Genomic DNA, 19,207 nt, shown 5'->3' with positions numbered 1-19,207 from the left:
AGTAACGGTTTTATATATCGTTTAATGATTTCAAAGTCGAAAAAAGCATAAGACGGCGGCAGAGTTTATGCACAAATCAGCAAAAGCCGATGGGGAGAGGGAACCGCGTGCAGCGTGGGCTGGCAGGGGTTCTGAGCTGTTCAGCGGCCGCCAGAGGGGCGGCGCGCTGATAAGGCAGGCTTAACGCTGCCAGACAATCTTGCTGATTTTCCAGTTTTTCAGGGTATCGTCAGAAGGCATCAATCCTTCCGGCCCGTGCCAGTCGCCATGATAGACATAAGTCAGATGCTGACTGCCTGGCGCACGGCACGCCACGTCACGCGCGTCGGGGCCGCTGGCTAAGGTGCAGTTGTCGAAGGCTTTGCTGAACTTATTACTGAAGGCATCACCCACTTTGCTGCCGTCGCTGCTGGCAATCGCGCTATCCATGACCTCAATACGATCGACCTGCGACTCTCCATAAATCACCAGCTTAACTTTGCCATCATTCAGCGCCTGCCAGAATGAAATCACCTGACCATTCTCGCTGCGCATGCCCTGTCGCAGCGAATAGTCACCGTTCAGCCCGGCACTGATCGCGTCCTCTTTCATGGCGGTCGAGGCGGTTAACCCACCCACGCCCTGTTCAGTCGCGGTCAGCGTGGAACCAAACCAGTTCCATGGCAGCGCAGAAGACCAGTGATACGTCAGCGGATTCCACCAGCTTGCCTGCTGGCTGCTGTCAGCGCCGGAACCCGAACTGGCACAGCCGCTCAGTGCAACGGCGGCGATCAGTAGCGTGGAACGAACAGCTTTCATGAGAACTCCTGTAAATACGATGCCGGAAAGGCGGAAATGATTGGAGTCGCAAAGCGACAAAAAGTTTAGTTGAGATGGTGTTCGGGCAGAAAGCAGTCGCGGCAGCGGCGATTAAACTGCAGCCAGATCAGCGCCAGCAGGTCGAACAGCGTCAGCAACAAGGGCAGCGGTGAGCTGAGCAGATCACCCTGCACAAACTGCCAGCCCTGCCAGAGGAGATTCACCAACAGCGACAGCGCCAGTACCCTGCGCCAGTGCTGCCAGAGTCGCGGCAGGCGCGTGCGATAACCGGTCAGCAGCAGGCCCGCCAGCGCGGGTAAACCCAGTGCCAGTCCAATCCAGAACGCCTGACGATCCGGATAGAACAGCGCCAGCAGATCGTTGCCCTGTTGCCGTGACGCGCCAGCCATCGCCAGCAGCAGCCAGGTTCGGGCCTGAAGCAACAGGATTAGCCAAAAAAGAAACGGCAGCCGTAGCTGCCCTTTCGCGTCGTATTCGTCCGGCTGATAGCCAGGCAACGGATTAGTATTCACGATCTTCAATCAGACGCTTACCAAACAGCAGCGCATCAACCGGCTCATAATCGAGCTTCTCATAAAACGCCACCACCTGATCGTTCTCTTCACGGATCATCAGATGCAGTTTCGGACAGCCTCGCGCGATCAGCTTTTTCTCCAGACGGTTCATCAGCGCATTCGCGAAGCCGCGTCCCTGATAGTCAGGATGCACCGCCAGGTAATACGCCGCGCCACGGTGACCATCGTAACCGCCCATCAGCGTGCCAACGACGACACCGCCAACTTCAGCGACCAGAAAGAGATCGGGGTCGTGATTCATTTTGCGTTCGATATCCAGCTCCGGATCGTTCCATGGCCGTAACAAATCGCAACGTTCCCATAAGGTGATCACTTCTTCAAAATCTTCCTGGCGGAAGGCGCGGATTTCCATCTTCTTTACCTGCAAATAAGCACAATTTGCTGATTATCACGCATTCTCTGCTGCACGCAACCCTCCATGGCGAGGGACAAATAAAAAAGCGCAAATTTCCTGTTCGCGACCTGCAATACAAAGTAATGCCCTGAAATGTTTCTGTGATCGCAGGCAGCAGAGGCTTAGGCTATAACACCGGCAAGATTCCTGTTACCGGACCCCCACATGCACCTGCTTAAACGTTTGATTCATCGTCGTCAGTTACTGCTTTCCGGGCTGGCGCTAGCCATTTTAACGCCGCGTGCGGTTCAGGCTAAAGAAAAAACCCTGACCGGAGCAAATCCTCATACGCGCCCTGCTCCAGCCGCGAAGAACGGCAAACGCATCGTCATGATTGATCCTGGCCACGGTGGCATCGACTCCGGTGCTGTTGGCGAAGAAGGTTCAGAAGAGAAACACATCGTGCTGGAGATCGCTGGCAACGTGCAGCGCCAGCTCCAGAGCCATCCGCGCATTGAAGTGCGCCTGACCCGCGACAGCGACCATTTTATCCCGCTCTATCAGCGCGTCGAAATCGCTCATCAGCACGGCGCCGATCTCTTTATGTCGATTCATGCCGACGGCTTTACCAGCCCCGACGCCAGTGGCGCCTCCGTATTTGCGCTCTCTAATCGTGGGGCCAGCAGCTCCATGGCGCGTTACCTGTCACAGCGGGAGAACGATGCAGACAAACTGGGCGGCGTGAAAGCGCAGCAGCAGGATCACTATCTGCAGCAGATCCTGTTCGACCTGGTGCAGACTGACACCATCAAGAACAGCCTGACACTGGGCAAGCACGTACTGGACCAGATCCGACCGGTGCATCATCTTCATAGCCAGCACACCGAGCAGGCGGCCTTTGCGGTACTCAAGTCACCGTCGATCCCCTCCGTGCTGGTTGAGACTTCCTTTATTACCAATCCGCGCGAAGAGCAATTACTCGGCACGACGGCGTTTCGCCAGAAAATTGCCTCTGCAATTGCCAGCGGCATCGTCAATTACTTTGATGAGTTTGACCGCCGCAACGCCTGATGTGGGTAGCGGGTTTAGGTCCGGGCACTCGCCGTACTCATGCAAGCGGCGCGGTTTTGCGTATAATCGCGTCAGACTTTGACAAACGATAAGCGAAAAGATGGCTGATATTTCACGCGTAAAAGCATTCCTGCTCGCACTGCAGGATGAGATTTGTAACCAGCTGGCAGTTGAAGATGGCGGCGCACAGTTTGCCGAGGATAGCTGGCAGCGTCCTGGCGGCGGCGGCGGTCAGAGCCGCGTCCTGCGCAATGGCGCGGTGTTTGAGCAGGCAGGCGTCAACTTTTCGCATGTGCATGGCGATCAGATGCCAGCATCAGCGACCGCGCACCGGCCAGAGCTGGCGGGTCGTAGCTTTGAAGCGATGGGGGTCTCTCTGGTGATCCACCCGAGCAATCCCTATGTGCCCACCAGTCACGCCAACGTGCGCTTCTTTATCGCCGAGAAACCGGGTGCCGATCCAGTCTGGTGGTTTGGCGGCGGCTTTGACCTGACCCCCTTTTATGGCTTCGAAGAAGATGCGCTGCACTGGCATCAGACTGCAGCAAACATTTGTCAGCCTTTTGGTGAAGATGTTTATCCACGCTACAAAAAATGGTGCGACGACTATTTTTATCTGAAGCATCGTGATGAGCAGCGCGGCATTGGCGGTCTCTTTTTTGACGATCTCAATAGGCCCGACTTTGAGCAGAGCTTCAGCTTTATGCAGTCGGTAGGCCGCGGCTTTATCGATGCTTATCGGCCCATTGTGGCGCGCCGTAAAGATCATCCTTGGGGCGATCGTGAGCGCCAGTTCCAGCTCTACCGCCGTGGTCGCTATGTGGAGTTTAATCTGGTGTGGGACCGTGGCACGCTGTTTGGCCTGCAGACCGGTGGCCGCACAGAATCGATCCTGATGTCGATGCCACCGCTGGTGCGCTGGGAATATGATTACCAGCCCGAGGCCGACTCTCCAGAAGCGGCTCTCTATCGCGATTTCCTGCCGGTAAAAAACTGGCTGAACCTGCCCGTCTGATTTCTTCTGCCGCTGCAGCGCGAGCCTGCTTCCGCGCTGCGCTTACCTCTCTCCTGATCGGTTTATTCTTTTTTACAGGGCACGGATTGCTACAGTGCAGCCTGCGTCATTCCGCGTGACTGCTATGCTTACAGATGGAATATGGCGCATCCCACGGTAAAAACCGCATGACGGCTCCTTCGCACCGCCTCGCAGCGCAACAATCAGAGAAACCGCATTTCCATCAGAAAGTCTCTGTTGCAATGTTATGGGTTCGCGTTACCGGTAGCAGAACATGCCACAGACCGGCTGCGAGGCCTGAGGTGCTCCCTGTTCGCTTTCATTTTTCTTTTCAAGGAGTTTAGAGATGAATCAGTTAGAAGCCCTAAAACAGTTCACCACCGTGGTGGCGGACAGTGGTGATATCGAATCGATTCGTAATTACCATCCGGAAGACGCCACCACCAACCCCTCACTCATTCTGAAAGCGTCCGGTCTCGAAGGGTATAAACACCTGATGGATGACGCGATTGAGTACGCCAAAAAACAGGGTGGCAGCAAAGAGACCCAGATTATTAATGCCAGCGACAAAGTGGCGATCAACCTCGGTATGGAAATCCTGAAGAGCATACCGGGCCGTGTTTCGACCGAAGTGGATGCGCGCCTCTCCTTCGATCGTGGCATGTGTGTCACCAAAGCAGAAAAACTGATTCGGATGTATGAAGAGCACGGTATCGACCGCTCTCGCGTACTGATTAAGCTGGCGTCGACCTGGGAAGGTATCCGTGCAGCAGAAGAGCTGGAGAAAAACGGCATTAAGTGCAACCTGACACTGCTCTTCTCCTTTGCCCAGGCGCGTGCCTGTGCCGAAGCGGGCGTGTTCCTGATCTCCCCGTTTGTTGGCCGCATCTATGACTGGTACAACTCACGCAAGCCGATGGAACCCTATGTGGCGGATGAAGATCCCGGCGTGAAGTCTGTGCGTCGCATTTACGATTACTACAAAAAGCACCGTTACAGCACCATCATCATGGGTGCCAGCTTCCGTAAAGTGGAGCAGATTATCGCGCTGGCGGGCTGCGATCGCCTGACGATCTCCCCTAACCTGCTGGAAGAGATGCAGAACAGTGATGCGCCGCTGGAGCGCAAACTGGAGCCCTCCACAGAAGGCTTCCATCAGCCATCGCCGCTCTCCGAAGCGGAGTTCCGCTGGGAACATAACCAGGACCCGATGGCCGTTGAGAAACTCTCTGACGGCATCCGCCAGTTCGCGGTTGACCAGCAGAAACTGGAAGATGTGCTCGCCGCACGCCTGTAGTCCTCATTTTAATCGGGCGGGACATTCCCGCCCTGATGCATAACAAGGGAGAACTGTATGTCCTCACGCAGAGAGTTGGCAAACGCGATCCGTGCACTGAGCATGGATGCCGTCCAGAAGGCAAATTCAGGCCACCCCGGTGCGCCGATGGGTATGGCCGATATCGCCGAAGTGTTGTGGCGCGACTTCCTCCAGCACAATCCGACCAATCCCGCCTGGCTTGATCGCGACCGCTTTATCCTCTCCAACGGCCATGGCTCCATGCTGCTTTATAGCCTGCTGCACCTCAGCGGCTATGACCTGCCAATTGAAGAGCTGAAAAATTTCCGCCAGCTGCACTCTAAAACACCGGGTCACCCGGAAATTGGTTACACCCCAGGCGTTGAAACCACCACCGGCCCGCTGGGTCAGGGACTGGCTAATGCCGTGGGTCTGGCGATTGCAGAACGCACGCTGGCCGCGCAGTTTAACCGTCCGGACCATGACATTGTCGATCACCACACCTATGTGTTTATGGGCGATGGCTGTCTGATGGAAGGGATCTCGCACGAAGTCTGTTCACTGGCGGGCACCCTGGGCCTGGGTAAACTGATCGGCTTCTACGACCATAACGGTATTTCAATCGATGGCGAGACCGAAGGCTGGTTTACCGACGACACCCACAAACGCTTTGAGTCCTACAACTGGCATGTGATTGGCGACATCGACGGACATGACGCTGATGCTATTCGTGACGCCATTAAAGAAGCACAGAGCGTTACCGATAAGCCTTCACTGATTATCTGCCGCACCATTATCGGTTTCGGGTCACCGAACAAGGCCGGTAAAGAAGAGTCGCACGGCGCAGCGCTGGGTGAGGCTGAAGTTGCCCTGACCCGTAAGCAGCTGGGCTGGAACTACCCGGCGTTTGAAATCCCGGCTGAAATCTACCAGCAGTGGGATGCCAAAGCGGCAGGTGCTGAACGTGAAAAAGCCTGGGATGCGAAATTTGCCGCTTACAAAGCAGCCTATCCTGAGCTGGCGAAAGAGTATGAACGCCGCATGAATGGCGAAATGCCGGCAAACTGGGAAACCGAAGCAGCCCGTTTCATTCAGGAACTGCAGGCTAATCCGCAGAAAATCGCCAGCCGCAAAGCGTCACAAAATTCGCTGGAAGCGTACGGTAAAATGCTGCCGGAATTCCTTGGCGGCTCGGCTGATCTGGCGCCGAGTAACCTCACTATCTGGTCAGGCTCCAAATCGATCAAAGAGGATCCGGCCGGTAACTACATTCACTACGGCGTACGTGAATTTGGCATGACGGCGATTGGTAACGGTATCGCGCACCACGGCGGTTTCGTTCCTTACACTGCCACCTTCCTGATGTTTGTGGAATATGCGCGAAACGCCGCGCGTATGGCGGCGTTAATGAAGGCGCGTCAGATTCTGGTCTACACCCATGACTCCATCGGTCTGGGCGAAGATGGCCCGACGCACCAGCCGGTTGAGCAGATCGCCAGCCTGCGTCTGACGCCAAACATGAGCGTATGGCGCCCTTGTGACCAGGTGGAAACGGCGGTGGCGTGGAAAGCGGCTATTGAACGCCATCACGGTCCAACCGCGCTGATCCTCTCCCGTCAGAACCTGCTGCAGCCGGAACGTACGCCGGAGCAGATCGAAAATATCAAACGCGGCGGCTACGTGCTGAAGGATTGCGACGGCACGCCAGACGTGATTCTGATCGCCACCGGTTCTGAGATTGAAATCACGCTGGGTGCAGCAGAAAAACTCACCACGGGCGGTCACAAGGTGCGGGTGGTTTCACTGCCTTCAACTGACCTGTTTGATGCGCAGGATGCCGCTTACCGCGAATCTGTTCTGCCGAGCGGCGTGAAAGCGCGTGTGGCAGTCGAAGCAGGTATTGCTGACTACTGGTTCAAGTATGTCGGTCTGGATGGTGCAATTGTCGGGATGACCACCTTTGGTGAGTCCGCCCCTGCCAGCCAGCTGTTCGCAGAGTTTGGCTTCACGGTTGAGAATATCGTCAGCCATGCTGAAGCATTACTCAAGCCCGTTTAATGCCTGTGCCCTTCCCGGCTCACCGGGAAGGGCCATTTCATCTTAAAAACTGAAACAGAAAAAAACCTCTATTCCCCTCTTCACGCCCCGCGCAAACTGATTACTATAGAGCCGTCCTATTCAATGCTGCCTGTACGCTGGCTGGCCCTCTTTTCCTGCTGTTGTTCCTGCCGGGATAAAAACGGGTCTGACCTGCCGCATCCTGATGAGTGAAGGCAGATTTTCTCCGATATCTATAGCGAAGCCACTTCCGTTGAACATGCGTACACCCTATTTACTGGCCCTGATGGTTTCACTGCTTCCTTTAAAAAGCATGGCGCAGGTCGCGCCCGATCCGCTGCTGGCTTCTCAGATTGTTGATCGCTATGCGGAACATATTTTTTATGGCAGCGGTGCAACCGGCATGGCGCTGGTGGCGATAGATGGCAATCAGCGGGTGTTCGCCAGCTTCGGTGACACCCGTCCCGGCAACAATGTCCGTCCGCAGAAAGATTCACTGATTCGCATCGCCTCGCTGAGTAAGCTGATGACCAGTGAAGTGATGGTGAAGATGGCTGAACGCGGACAGATTCGCCTTGACGATCCCCTGAGTAGATATGCGCCTCCAGGTGCACGCGTGCCCACGTACAATGGCCAGCCTATTCGCCTGATTAATCTCTCAACCCACACCAGCGGACTGCCGCGCGAACAGCCAGGCGGCAAAGCGCAGCGTCCGGTGTTTGTCTGGCCGACGAAAAGCGAGCGCTGGACATGGCTGGCGCGCGCCAGCCTTAAAGCGGCACCCGGCAGCAGTGCCGCCTACTCCAACCTGGGCTACGATCTGTTGAGCGATGCGCTGTCACGCGCCGCCGGCACCCCTTATCCGGCGCTGTTTCAGCAACTGATAACCCGCCCGCTGGGCATGAAAGACACCACCTTTACGCCGTCGCCCGAGCAGTGCGGACGCCTGATGGTGGCGGAGAAAGGTGCCAGCCCGTGTAATAACACGCTGGCGGCGATCGGCAGCGGCGGCGTCTATTCCACGCCGGATGATATGGGCCGCTGGATGCAGCAGTTCCTTAACTCTTCGGTAAACCATCGCACGCCGCAGATCGATAGACTGCAAACGCTGATTTACCGTCGCGATCAGCTGCACAAAGTTGAAGGCATGGATGTGCCAGGTAAAGCGGATGCACTGGGTATGGGCTGGGTCTATATGGGGCCAAAAAATGGTCGCCCGGGCATTATTCAGAAAACCGGCGGCGGTGGCGGTTTCATCACCTATATGGCGATGGTGCCGCAGCATAACGTTGGGGTGTTTGTCGTGGTGACGCGCTCGCCGCTGACCCGCTTTACGCCAATGAGCGACGGCGTGAACAATATGCTGGCCGAACTGGTGGGTAACCAACTGGGCTCACCGATGATGGTGCAGGCCATTCCTTAACGCTGCTGTACGCTACCGTCAGACTGGCTGACCCACAGGGTTGGCCAGTCATCACTGCTGTGCCAGGCGTCACAGGTCGACTCTTCCGCATACTCCGCTAACACAAAACGCGTGCCATCAAACTGCCAGCGTGTCGCACTGCCACAATCACCCAGTCCCCGTCCTTTACCAAACGTATAGAGCTGGCCGCTGGCCGCATCATACTCGGCGTTAATCAGCTCCAGCTGACGATCGCTGGCACCCGGCGGTGTAAACGGCAACGTTAAGGTAATACCCCGCGCCACGTAAGGCTGGCTGCGCGTCACTTCAAACGCCAGATCGATCACGTTATAAGCCCCCATTTCACAACTCACCAGCAGCAGTGCGCGCTGGTCAGTGAGGGGAGCCACGCTGACTTCCCGGCGTAGCGGATCGAGTGAACAGGAATCGGTATTGACCCGCCAGGTGCCGTAATCAATGAGTCCGCTGGTCTCACCGCGCGTCAGGGCTGCGGGCGGCTCGACAGCAGGCGGCAATGGCGGCAGCGCAGGCGGCGGCGGAACGTCCCAGCTGGCACGGTCGCCACGCTTGATCCACGCGCTCAGGCTGTTGACCCGCCCCTGGGTGTCATCCATCAGCAACAGTGCAGCTTTCATGCCGCGCAACGAGATCAGCGCATTGGGATCAAAGGTGAGCTGCAGGGTTTTCGCCTCCATCACCAGATCAAGGAACTCATCTATCGCGATGGTATTGCTGGTGGCGAGATGATGAGGTTCTACCGTCCAGTGTTTGAGGTCGGGTTTAAGGCGGCGCTGATCGAGCAGCAGGTTATCCTGAAGCGGACCGCCAGGCAGCGCACCACTGTAGGCGCTGCCATAGTCAATGCGCAGCAAGGGGCGATCGTTGACGCCCGCATGACGCGAAATCGTCATCACCAACCCTTTGTCGCCTGGAATATTGCGCGCCACGCAAAAGGCGACATTGTTGCAGGTAATTTGCCAGTCGTTGAATGACTTTTGCAACGGTTCCGCCTGAACACAGGCAACCCACAAAGACGGCAACAGCCACAGCGATTTCATCCAATACGACATTAAGAAAATCGATCCCCGAATAACCAGAATGGAGAGGATAGCGCATCAACGGGCCTGGCAGGGTTCGCATTCTGTGAACCTGTGCAAAAAGCGCAGTTAAGTGCTTAAAAAGCGTACATAAGGTGGATAAAGCTGCATCCTTCCACGTTCAGCGCTGCTGCGCGGCAACAGGTATGACAGATGGGTTTCCTAAGGCCTCAGCCATCCCGCAATCTGCGCATGCTGTAGCAGCATAATGGTTTTACCGTCGCGGATACGGCCATCGGCCACCATCGCCAGCGCATCAGGGAAGCTCAGTTCCAGCACATCAATTGACTCATCCTCAACGCCACCGCCTGGGTTGTCGCGCAGTGATTCGTTGTATTCTGCCGCAAAAAAGTGGACCAATTCCGTGACGCCGCCCGGCGACATATAGCAGGTAAAAATTTTCTCCACCTCACCGACTGCATATCCGGTCTCTTCAATCGCCTCTTTGCGGATGCAATCTTCCGGGGAGTCGTCGTCCAGCAAGCCCGCGCAGGCTTCAATTAACATGCCGCCGTCGTTGCCGTTGACGTACGTCGCGATGCGAAACTGGCGTGTCAGGACGACACTGTTCTTTTCGCGATTATAGAGCAGGATGGTCGCCCCATTTCCGCGATCGTAGACTTCGCGTTTATGACGGATAACCTCGCCACGGTGATCGGTGATGTCATAGGTGTAGTTGCGCAGCACAAACCAGTTTTCAGACAGGAGCTTATTTTTGATGATGTTGATCTTAAACGACATGGAGACTCCGCTACCGCATAAAGGGAGTTATTCATCATAGGGCCAGGCTTGCCGGAAAACTATCCTAATTCGCATTGGCAAAAAGGCGATTAGCGGCCAAAAAAAAGCCAGCCCGAAGGCTGGCCCTGATTGATGCAGACCTGATCAGCGTGACGTATCGTCAGCCAGTCGGGTTGACTGAGGCTCATCCTCGTGATGATCCTGTTCGGTCTGCGCGATAGCGTTAACACGCTTACGCACACCAAACCATCCCAGCACCAGCAGCACTGCAATCAGCGGAATAGAGGCAATGGTGTACGTCCCGTTCGGGTAGTCAAACGCCATCAGCACCAGCACGCTGAACAGGAACAGCAGCGTCAGCCATGAGGTGAACGGCGCACCTGGCAGCTTGAAGCTGACATCATCTGCTTTGCCTTCTTTGATCGCTTTGCGCAGACGCAGCTGGCAAACCACGATAAAGGCCCAGGAGGAGATAATGCCCAGTGAGGCAACGTTCAGGACGATCTCAAATACCTGAGAAGGCACATAGTAGTTAAGCACTACACCGATGACATAAACGGCAATGGTGACGAGAATACCGGCATAAGGGACCTGCTGACCGTTCATCTTTGACATGAATTTCGGTGCAGAGCCACCCATCGACATGGAACGCAGAATACGCCCGGTTGAATAGAGGCCGGAGTTCAGGCTGGAGAGCGCTGCGCTCAGGACCACGATGTTCATGATGCTGCCAACGTAAGGCACGCCAAGTTTCGAGAAGAAAGTCACGAATGGACTCTGGCCCGCCTGATAGGCATTCCATGGCAGCAGCAGCACCAGCAACACAACTGAACCGACATAGAACAGACCAATACGCCAGATCACACTATTGATCGCTTTCGGCAGCATGGTTTGCGGGTCTTTACATTCACCGGCCGCTGTACCGACCAGCTCAATTGAGGCAAAGGCGAATACAACCCCCTGAATCAGCACCAGCGCGGGCAGCAGGCCATGCGGGAACAGGCCGCCGTTATCAGTAATCAGATGGAAACCAGTGCTGTTGCCATCCAGCGGCTTGCCGGTGCCAAGAAACACCACACCCACCACCAGGAAAATCACAATTGCCAGCACTTTCACCAGCGCGAACCAGAACTCCATCTCGGCAAACCATTTAACGCCAATCATGTTCATGGTGCCGACAATCGCAAGCGCACCGAGCGCAAAGACCCATTGTGGCACATCACCAAACGCGCCCCAGTAATGCATGTAGAGCGCAACGGCGGTGATGTCGACGATACCGGTCATCGCCCAGTTGACGAAGTACATCCAGCCTGCAACGTAAGAGGCTTTCTCACCCAGGAATTCACGGGCGTAAGAGACAAAGCTGCCACTGCTCGGGCGGTGTAACACCAGTTCGCCCAGCGCACGCAGAATGAAGAAGGAGAAGATGCCACACACCAGATAGATGAGGGCTAAAGCGGGGCCAGCAGCCTGCAAACGGCCACCTGCTCCCAGGAACAAACCGGTGCCGATAGCACCGCCGATCGCAATCATCTGAACGTGACGGTTACCCATCGCTTTCTGGTAACCAGCATCGTGAGAATTCAGCCAGCGGCGTTTCGCAGCGCGCATCTCACCTGGGGTTTTCTTTTTAGATTTCATAGCATTCCTGTTTGTCCGGACCATCAGTCGTCTTCTCCCCAATGCGAACGTAACGCCCTGCAAAATGGGGGATTTTCCTCTGTGCGTTTGCCCGTGAGTGAGTGCCGGGCAGCGCGGGAATTTACGGCGATGAATCCTACCCGTTCTGCAAGAACGAAGCAAAATATACCGGGCAGATGCACAGGCTGATTTGTAAGAATCAATCCTGATGCACAAAAACAAAAAAACCGGCCATTTTCAGGCCGGTAAAAGCTACAGGGATGGAAACTGGAAGGTGGGGTTAGCGATAAATCTCTGCGGTGCCGCTCCACAGGCTGGAGTCGCCTGGGTTATCGACGCCGATAACACGGTAATGGCTGGCGCCCATCTCTTGCGCTTTTTGCGATAACTGGCGATTCGCATCATCCAGTGAACCGCGTACGCCGGAGACAGACACGCTGCCGATGCTCTGCATACCCAGCGCCTGTGACTGATCGACTGGCGCGGCGGCGAAGGTGGCAAATGAGGCGGTAGCCAGTAAAGCACCCGCCAGTACAGCACTCAGTTTTTTCATTGGATGCTCCTTGATCTGTGATCGGGATTGCGTTGCTAATGACTGAGTGAATTATTAGCGCTGCAATGAAAAGCAACATCGGCACGATGTAAACCTGTTCCCTTTTTAACCGTAAAATCGTAACGCATCCTGGGAAGTGTCAGTCGAGGTCATTTTATGTGCGATGTGTAATGTCCTGTGCGATAAACAGGGAATAGATCATTTGCGTTGCGTGACTTCGCTCATATAATTCCCCCACTCAGAAGAGGGCCATTCATGTGATCGTTAAACGTTCCGTTACACAAAGCATCGCTCGGGCCCTCAGCGCCATTGTCCTGCTGTCGCTGCTCACCACCAGCCTGGTCTTAGTCACGCTACTCAGCAGTCAGCGCGACGCCGAGGCGATTAATCTGGCGGGTTCACTGCGCATGCAGAGCTATCGCATGGCCTGGGATGCCAGCCGTCAGCCGCAAAACCTGCCGCAACATTTCGCGCGCTATCAGCAAACGCTGGATGCGCCGGTGCTGCAGAATCTTGATCGGCCCTGGGTACCGCGCGAAGTGGGCGTTCGCTACCAGCGACTGCGCGCCGCCTGGCCTCTCCTGCAACAGACGTTGCAACGGGGTGATAGCGTGGTCTTGCAGCAGCAGGTGCCCATTTACGTCAGGGAAATTGATCGCTTTGTTCTGGGTCTGCAACGTTATACCGAATTAAAAATGCATCTGGTGGCAGCCAGCAGCCTGGTCGGTGTTATTGCGATTGTGGCGCTGGCGCTCATGACGATTCGCTTTACCCGACTGCATGTCGTGCGGCCACTGAATGCGCTGGTCACAGCCAGCCGCTACGTCGAGAATGGCAACTTTGCTTTTCCGCCGTTGCACGTTGAGCAACAAAATGAGCTGCGGGTTCTGTCGCATGCCTTTAGCGGTATGGCGGCACGCCTGCATTCGCATTACCAGTTGCTGGAGAGTACGGTTCGCGCAAAGACGGAAGACTTAACTCAGGCGAATCGCACGCTGTCGCTACTCTATGACAGCTCACAAATGCTGACCGCCAGCCCACTGCATCCGGCGCTGTTTGAAGCGGTGCTGACCACGGTACTGACGCGTGAGAAACTGACGGCAATCTGGCTCGAGAGCGACCAGTTTCAGTTCCGCGCCGGTGACGAAAAGGCGGCTGGTGAGTGGCAACGTCAGCCATTACAGCAGGATGAGCAGCAGATTGGCGAACTGCGCTGGCAGACGTGTGGCGCTTCCCCACCGGATGAGCTGATGCGCAGTCTTGCGGCGATGCTGGGACGCGCAATCTGGATCTGGCAGGCACAGCAGCAGTATCAACAAATGCTGCTGATTGAAGAGCGGACGACGATTGCCCGGGAATTACATGACTCACTGGCGCAGTCACTCTCCTTTTTACGTATTCAGCTGACCCTGTTACGCCGCACCGTGGACAGGGATGACAGTGCCGCCCATGCGATTATCGCTGACTTCGATCAGGCGCTGGCTGATGCCTACCGGCAGTTGCGCGAACTGCTGACCACCTTCCGCCTGACCATTGAGCAGGCAGATCTGGTGGCGGCGATGCAGGCAATGATCGCCTCGTTGCAGGAAAAGAGCGGCGCAGAGATACATTTTAACTATCAGACCGGCCTGCAAAGTCTGGAGGCACAGCAGCAGGTGCATGTCTTGCAGATCGCCCGGGAGGCGTTGCTGAATGCGATTCGTCATGCGAGTGCGCAGGTGATCAACGTGGACTATCAGCACAGCGATCAAGGTGAGCATTTACTTACAATAACGGATGACGGTGTGGGCATCGGCAGTACTGACGAACCTCCAGGCCATTACGGTCTGACGATTATGGCTGAACGAGCCCAGCGCCTTAATGGTAATCTGACCCTTCACGCACAGGAACAAGGGACCCGGGTTGAACTGCGCTTTCCACCGCAACCGGCACAGCAGCTAACGTAATTTATCCTTCAAATAATTAAAACACGCTACTGGCTATAGATAGCAGGCTATTCCAGGCTGAACACAGGCATACCGGTGCGCGATATGTGTTGCCCCGCCGCAGTCTGAAACGATAAAACGGAGAAATTATGCAACAGCCCGCATTAACATTGATGATTGTGGATGATCACCCTCTGATGCGCCGCGGCGTTCGTCAGCTGCTGGCACTGGATCCCCGGCTGGACGTGATCGCCGAGGCTAACAATGGCACCGAAGCGCTGGCGGAAGCCCGCCGTCAGGAACCTGATATCATTCTGCTCGACCTCAACATGAAAGGCATGTCCGGGCTGGATACCCTAAAGGCGCTGCGCCACGAAGGTATCAGCTCGCGCATCCTGGTGCTGACCGTCTCCGATGCCCGCAGTGATATTTTTGCCATGGTGGATGCCGGTGCCGACGGCTATCTGCTCAAGGACAGCGAGCCAGAGATTCTGCTGGGACATATTCTGCAGGCATCGCGGGGTGAAAAAGTCTTTAGTGAGGGCGTTGCCAGCTATCTGGATAACCGTCAGCACAGCGCCGACCCTCTGCGTCTTCTCACTGACCGCGAGCGCGACGTACTGCAGGAGGTGGCACGTGGCCTGTCAAACAAAGAGATCGCTGCCATTCTGCATATCTCTGAAGAGACAGTGAAAGTGCATATCCGTAACCTGCTGCGCAAGCTGGATGTCCGTTCACGCGTTGCCGCCACGGTGATGTGGCTTGAAAGCCGCAAATAGCCAACGAATTTACATTTTCTCCTCAATTTCTCCACGATTTCCCTCGCTGCCGCACGTAAAGTGAAAGGCGGCGGAGAATCGTGTAAAGACCCTGCGACCTTTCTGCCTGTGCGCCCGTTGCCGGTGGGCCTGACCGATAATAATAAGTCCTGAGGAGTGTCGATTTAATGTCGAATTTCTTTATCGACCGCCCCATTTTTGCCTGGGTGCTGGCGATTCTGCTGTGCCTGTGTGGCACCCTTTCGATTATTTCGCTGCCTGTTGAGCAGTATCCCGATCTGGCTCCACCTAATGTGCGTATCACCGCTAACTATCCCGGCGCATCCGCCGAGACGCTGGAAAACACCGTGACTCAGGTGATCGAGCAGAACATGACCGGCATCGATAATCTGATGTACATGTCCTCGAACAGCAGCAACACTGGTCAGGCGCAAATCACCCTCACCTTTACTGCCGGGACCAATCCCGACGAAGCCCGCCAGCAGGTTCAGAACCAGTTGCAGTCCGCCCTGCGCAAATTGCCGCAGGCGGTGCAGTCGCAGGGCGTGACGGTTAACAAAACCGGTGACAGCAATATTCTGATGGTGGCTTTCGTCTCGACCGACGGCAGTATGGATAAGCAGGATATTTCAGACTATGTCGCCAGTAATATTCAGGACCCGCTGAGCCGTATTGATGGCGTTGGCCAGGTTGATGCTTACGGCTCGCAATATGCGATGCGCATCTGGCTCGATCCCAACAAACTGATCGCTTACGCGCTCACCACCGACGATGTCGTTAATGCAATCCAGTCGCAGAATACCCAGGTGGCTGTAGGTCAGGTCGGTGGCCTGCCGTCGGTGGAGAAACAGGCACTTAACGCCACGGTCAACGCCCAGTCGATGCTGCAGACCCCCGAGCAGTTCCGGGCCATTACCCTGAAGAACAATCCCGACGGTTCTGTGGTGACGCTGGGCGATGTCGCCACCGTGGCGCTGGGCGCAGAGAAGTATGATTATCTGAGCCGCTATAACGGCCAGCCTGCGTCAGGTTTAGGCGTGAAGCTCGCGTCCGGTGCCAATGAGATGAACACTGATAAGCTGGTACGGGCGCGTATAGAGGAACTCTCGCACTATTTCCCCCACGGCCTGGAAGCAAAAATTGCCTATGAAACCTCGCCGTTCGTCAAAGCATCAATTACCGATGTGGTGAAGACGCTGCTTGAAGCGATCGTGCTGGTATTTGGCGTGATGTATCTGTTTATGCAGAACTTCCGCGCCACCTTAATTCCCACCATTGCGGTGCCGGTGGTGCTGTTTGGCACCTTTAGCGTCCTTTATGCCTTTGGATTCAGCATCAATACCCTGACCATGTTTGCCATGGTGCTGGCGATAGGGCTACTGGTGGATGATGCCATTGTGGTGGTGGAGAACGTTGAACGCATCATGCATGAAGAGGGACTTTCGCCGCGTGCTGCCACACGAAAATCGATGGGACAGATTCAGGGTGCACTGGTGGGTATCGCGCTGGTGCTCTCTGCGGTGTTTGTGCCAATGGCGTTTTTCGGCGGTACCGTTGGCGCCATTTATCGTCAGTTCTCTATCACCATTGTCTCGGCGATGGTGCTGTCAGTGCTGGTGGCGATGATCCTGACGCCAGCGCTCTGTGCCACACTGCTCAAACCCGCTGCGCAGGGCGAGGTGCACGAGCGTCGCGGCTTCTTCGGCTGGTTCAATCGCCACTTTAATCGTAACGCTGACCGCTATGAACGCGGCGTTGCGGGCATCCTGCGCACAGGTGGTCGCTGGCTGCTGGTCTATGTCGCGATTATTGGCCTGATGGCGTTTCTGTTTCTGCGTCTGCCGACGTCATTTCTGCCGCTGGAAGATCGCGGCGTATTCCTGACTCAGGTTCAGCTTCCGGCAGGTGCGACGCTTGAGCAAACGGCCAGCGTCGTTGCCAAAGTCGAAAATTATTATCTCACCGAGGAGAAGGCCAACGTACTGTCGGTTTTCTCCACTATCGGAGCCGGGCCGGGCGGCAATGGACAGAACGTCGCACGTCTGTTCGTACGTCTGAAAGACTGGGAAGCGCGACCTGGCGCCGATCGGACTTCGTTTGCGATTATCGATCGCGCGACGAAAGCGTTTCAGAAGATTAAAGAGGGTCGGGTTATTGCCAGCAGTCCACCTGCTATCACCGGCATGGGCAGCAGCTCTGGTTTTGACATGGAACTGCAGGATCACGCCGGTATCGGCCATACCCAAATGATGGCGATGCGCGACAAACTGCTGGAAATGGCAGGCAACGATAAGTCGCTGTCACGGGTACGGCACAATGGACTGGATGACAGTCCGCAGCTGCAGATCGATGTGGATGCCCGTAAAGCGCAGGCGCTGGGCGTGTCGCTGGATACCATCAACGACACGATGACCACGGCCTGGGGTTCAACCTATGTGAACGACTTCCTGGATCGCGGTCGGGTGAAAAAGGTCTATGTACAGGCCGCCGCCGAATTCCGCATGCTGCCGGACGACGTCAATAAGTGGTATGTGCGCAACAGCAGCGGAAAAATGGTCCCCTTCTCCGCGTTTGCCACCAGCCGCTGGGAGACCGGATCACCCCGTCTTGAACGCTATAACGGTTATTCTTCACTGGAGATTGTCGGGGAAGCGGCTAATGGCGTCAGCAGCGGAACGGCAATGGATGAGATGGAAAAGCTGGTGAATGCCCTGCCGCTGGGCGTCGGGTTCCAGTGGACAGGTGCTTCTTATCAGGAGCGCCTCTCCGGTTCACAGGCACCGGCGCTGTATGCCATTTCGCTGCTGGTCGTCTTCCTCTGCCTGGCCGCACTGTATGAAAGCTGGTCAATTCCGTTCTCGGTGATGCTGGTGGTCCCACTGGGTGTCGTCGGTGCGTTGATTGCGACCTGGCTGCGCGGACTGGAGAATGATGTCTACTTCCAGGTGGGCCTGCTGACAGTCGTCGGGTTATCCGCCAAAAACGCCATTCTGATTGTGGAATTTGCTAATGAGATTAACAGTAAAGGACGCGAACTGGTGGAGTCCACGCTGGAGGCGTCGCGCCAGCGTCTGCGACCCATTCTGATGACCTCGCTGGCCTTTATCTTTGGCGTGCTGCCGATGGCAATCAGCAGCGGCGCAGGCTCCGGCAGTCAGCATGCAGTGGGCACCGGCGTGATGGGCGGAATGATCTCCGCTACGCTGCTGGCGATCTTTTTTGTCCCGCTGTTCTTTGTTCTGGTCCGTCGTCGCTTCCCGCTCAAAGAGAAGCCGCACGACTAGCGCCAAATAAAAAGCGGTCACTGATTTCAGTGACCGCCTTACTTATGTGTGTGTTAAGAATTCCAGCAAGCGGGATAGTCCTGCTTTTCTCTTAGCGTGTTACTTATTGCGTAACATTGCTTCGATAAATTCTTTCCAGGTTCCCATTTCGGTGTCAATCATAATGCCCTCTCTTATTGTAATGGCGATGTTTCGCTCTGTAATGGCAATGTTACGCTCTTTTTTTAATCAGATGAATACGGTTACACCTGTTAACTCTATCGGCAGAAGCAATAAAAACATGAATTCTGCCGGTTCTGGAAGCTGACGCACATTTCAGCAACTCCTTAACTCGATTGAAAATAATTTATTTTAAGCCCAGCGGTAGACTATTTTATCTGCATGGCGAAATTCCGAATAAAATAATGCTAAGCAGGGTAATGATTACCTGAGAAATTGATAGCGGTTACCCGAGGGTAAACGGTGGCTTTCACGACACGATCGCGGGTCAGATTCCCGCGCCCGGGCAACTGCCGCAACGGATCACACTATGGTAAACTCGCGCTTTGGCTGCTTTTTCAGCTTTTACTTCTCACAGGACAATAAGGATCGGGCA

Annotated in this window: 15 protein-coding genes; 8 read left to right on the top strand and 7 right to left on the bottom strand. The window is 55.5% G+C overall.

All coding sequences use genetic code 11. The features are described 5' to 3' along the window. Positions 1 to 180: 180 nt before the first annotated feature. The 3 genes from P2R09_RS08005 to P2R09_RS07995 form a co-directional block, all read right to left on the bottom strand. A complete protein-coding gene (locus tag P2R09_RS08005) occupies positions 181 to 798 on the bottom strand; it encodes an RpoE-regulated lipoprotein (RefSeq protein WP_039659582.1) in 618 nt (205 codons plus the stop codon). 65 nt (positions 799 to 863) lie between these two features. Next, positions 864 to 1,331: a DUF2919 family protein gene (locus P2R09_RS08000; RefSeq protein WP_275768638.1), complete on the bottom strand. Its 468-nt coding sequence runs from the start codon at positions 1,329 to 1,331 to the stop codon at positions 864 to 866. Further along, the gene (locus P2R09_RS07995; protein WP_003848834.1) at positions 1,321 to 1,746 is read right to left on the bottom strand and encodes a GNAT family acetyltransferase; all 426 of its coding nucleotides are present in this window, start codon (positions 1,744 to 1,746) and stop codon (positions 1,321 to 1,323) included. Before P2R09_RS07995 ends, P2R09_RS08000 begins: the two co-directional genes overlap by 11 nt. 207 nt (positions 1,747 to 1,953) lie before the next feature. Between P2R09_RS07995 and amiA the strand changes: the two genes are divergently transcribed. The 5 genes from amiA (at position 1,954) to ampH (ending at position 8,592) form a co-directional block, all read left to right on the top strand. Next, positions 1,954 to 2,799: an N-acetylmuramoyl-L-alanine amidase AmiA gene (gene amiA, locus P2R09_RS07990; protein ID WP_275768635.1), complete on the top strand. Its 846-nt coding sequence runs from the start codon at positions 1,954 to 1,956 to the stop codon at positions 2,797 to 2,799. A gap of 100 nt (positions 2,800 to 2,899) precedes the next feature. Beyond that, positions 2,900 to 3,814 carry an oxygen-dependent coproporphyrinogen oxidase gene (gene hemF, locus P2R09_RS07985; RefSeq protein ID WP_275768633.1) on the top strand — a complete coding sequence of 305 codons (915 nt, stop codon included), beginning with the start codon at positions 2,900 to 2,902 and terminating at the stop codon, positions 3,812 to 3,814. Positions 3,815 to 4,160: 346 nt separating this feature from the next. Further along, complete coding sequence (gene tal / locus P2R09_RS07980) at positions 4,161 to 5,111, top strand: transaldolase (protein ID WP_003848827.1); 951 nt, start codon at positions 4,161 to 4,163, stop codon at positions 5,109 to 5,111. Positions 5,112 to 5,168: 57 nt separating this feature from the next. After that, positions 5,169 to 7,169, top strand: a complete 2,001-nt coding sequence (gene tkt, locus P2R09_RS07975; protein ID WP_008926536.1) for a transketolase — start codon at positions 5,169 to 5,171, stop codon at positions 7,167 to 7,169. Positions 7,170 to 7,428: 259 nt separating this feature from the next. Further along, entirely contained in the window at positions 7,429 to 8,592 is a 1,164-nt protein-coding gene (ampH, locus tag P2R09_RS07970; RefSeq protein WP_275768629.1) for a D-alanyl-D-alanine-carboxypeptidase/endopeptidase AmpH, read from the top strand. On the opposite strand, the gene P2R09_RS07965 is transcribed toward ampH, so the two are convergent. The 4 genes from P2R09_RS07965 to P2R09_RS07950 all read right to left on the bottom strand — a co-directional run bounded on the left by P2R09_RS07965 (position 8,589) and on the right by P2R09_RS07950 (position 12,624). Continuing rightward, a complete protein-coding gene (locus P2R09_RS07965) occupies positions 8,589 to 9,662 on the bottom strand; it encodes a DUF1176 domain-containing protein (RefSeq protein WP_275768627.1) in 1,074 nt (357 codons plus the stop codon). The genes ampH and P2R09_RS07965 overlap by 4 nt on opposite strands. Positions 9,663 to 9,851: 189 nt before the next feature. Beyond that, positions 9,852 to 10,430 carry a GDP-mannose pyrophosphatase NudK gene (nudK, locus tag P2R09_RS07960; protein ID WP_275768625.1) on the bottom strand — a complete coding sequence of 193 codons (579 nt, stop codon included), beginning with the start codon at positions 10,428 to 10,430 and terminating at the stop codon, positions 9,852 to 9,854. A 144-nt stretch (positions 10,431 to 10,574) separates the two neighbouring features. Then, positions 10,575 to 12,071: an L-asparagine permease gene (gene ansP / locus P2R09_RS07955; protein WP_008926539.1), complete on the bottom strand. Its 1,497-nt coding sequence runs from the start codon at positions 12,069 to 12,071 to the stop codon at positions 10,575 to 10,577. A gap of 280 nt (positions 12,072 to 12,351) precedes the next feature. Next, positions 12,352 to 12,624 carry a DUF1471 domain-containing protein gene (locus P2R09_RS07950; RefSeq protein ID WP_275768623.1) on the bottom strand — a complete coding sequence of 91 codons (273 nt, stop codon included), beginning with the start codon at positions 12,622 to 12,624 and terminating at the stop codon, positions 12,352 to 12,354. A 257-nt stretch (positions 12,625 to 12,881) separates the two neighbouring features. Between P2R09_RS07950 and narQ the strand changes: the two genes are divergently transcribed. The 3 genes from narQ to acrD all read left to right on the top strand — a co-directional run bounded on the left by narQ (position 12,882) and on the right by acrD (position 18,612). After that, on the top strand, positions 12,882 to 14,570 hold the full coding sequence (gene narQ / locus P2R09_RS07945; RefSeq protein ID WP_275768621.1) for a nitrate/nitrite two-component system sensor histidine kinase NarQ: 1,689 nt from the start codon (positions 12,882 to 12,884) through the stop codon (positions 14,568 to 14,570). A 128-nt stretch (positions 14,571 to 14,698) separates the two neighbouring features. Continuing rightward, the gene (locus tag P2R09_RS07940; RefSeq protein ID WP_003848809.1) at positions 14,699 to 15,328 is read left to right on the top strand and encodes a response regulator; all 630 of its coding nucleotides are present in this window, start codon (positions 14,699 to 14,701) and stop codon (positions 15,326 to 15,328) included. A 167-nt stretch (positions 15,329 to 15,495) separates the two neighbouring features. Next, complete coding sequence (gene acrD, locus P2R09_RS07935) at positions 15,496 to 18,612, top strand: multidrug efflux RND transporter permease AcrD (protein WP_275768618.1); 3,117 nt, start codon at positions 15,496 to 15,498, stop codon at positions 18,610 to 18,612. Positions 18,613 to 19,207 lie beyond the last annotated feature (595 nt).

The sequence above is a fragment of the Pantoea sp. Cr_R13 genome (genome assembly GCF_029222565.1).
GTDB lineage: Bacteria > Pseudomonadota > Gammaproteobacteria > Enterobacterales > Enterobacteriaceae > Pantoea > Pantoea eucalypti.
Note: the sequence above shows the minus strand (reverse complement) of the source record. Positions and strands in the feature narration are given on the sequence as shown.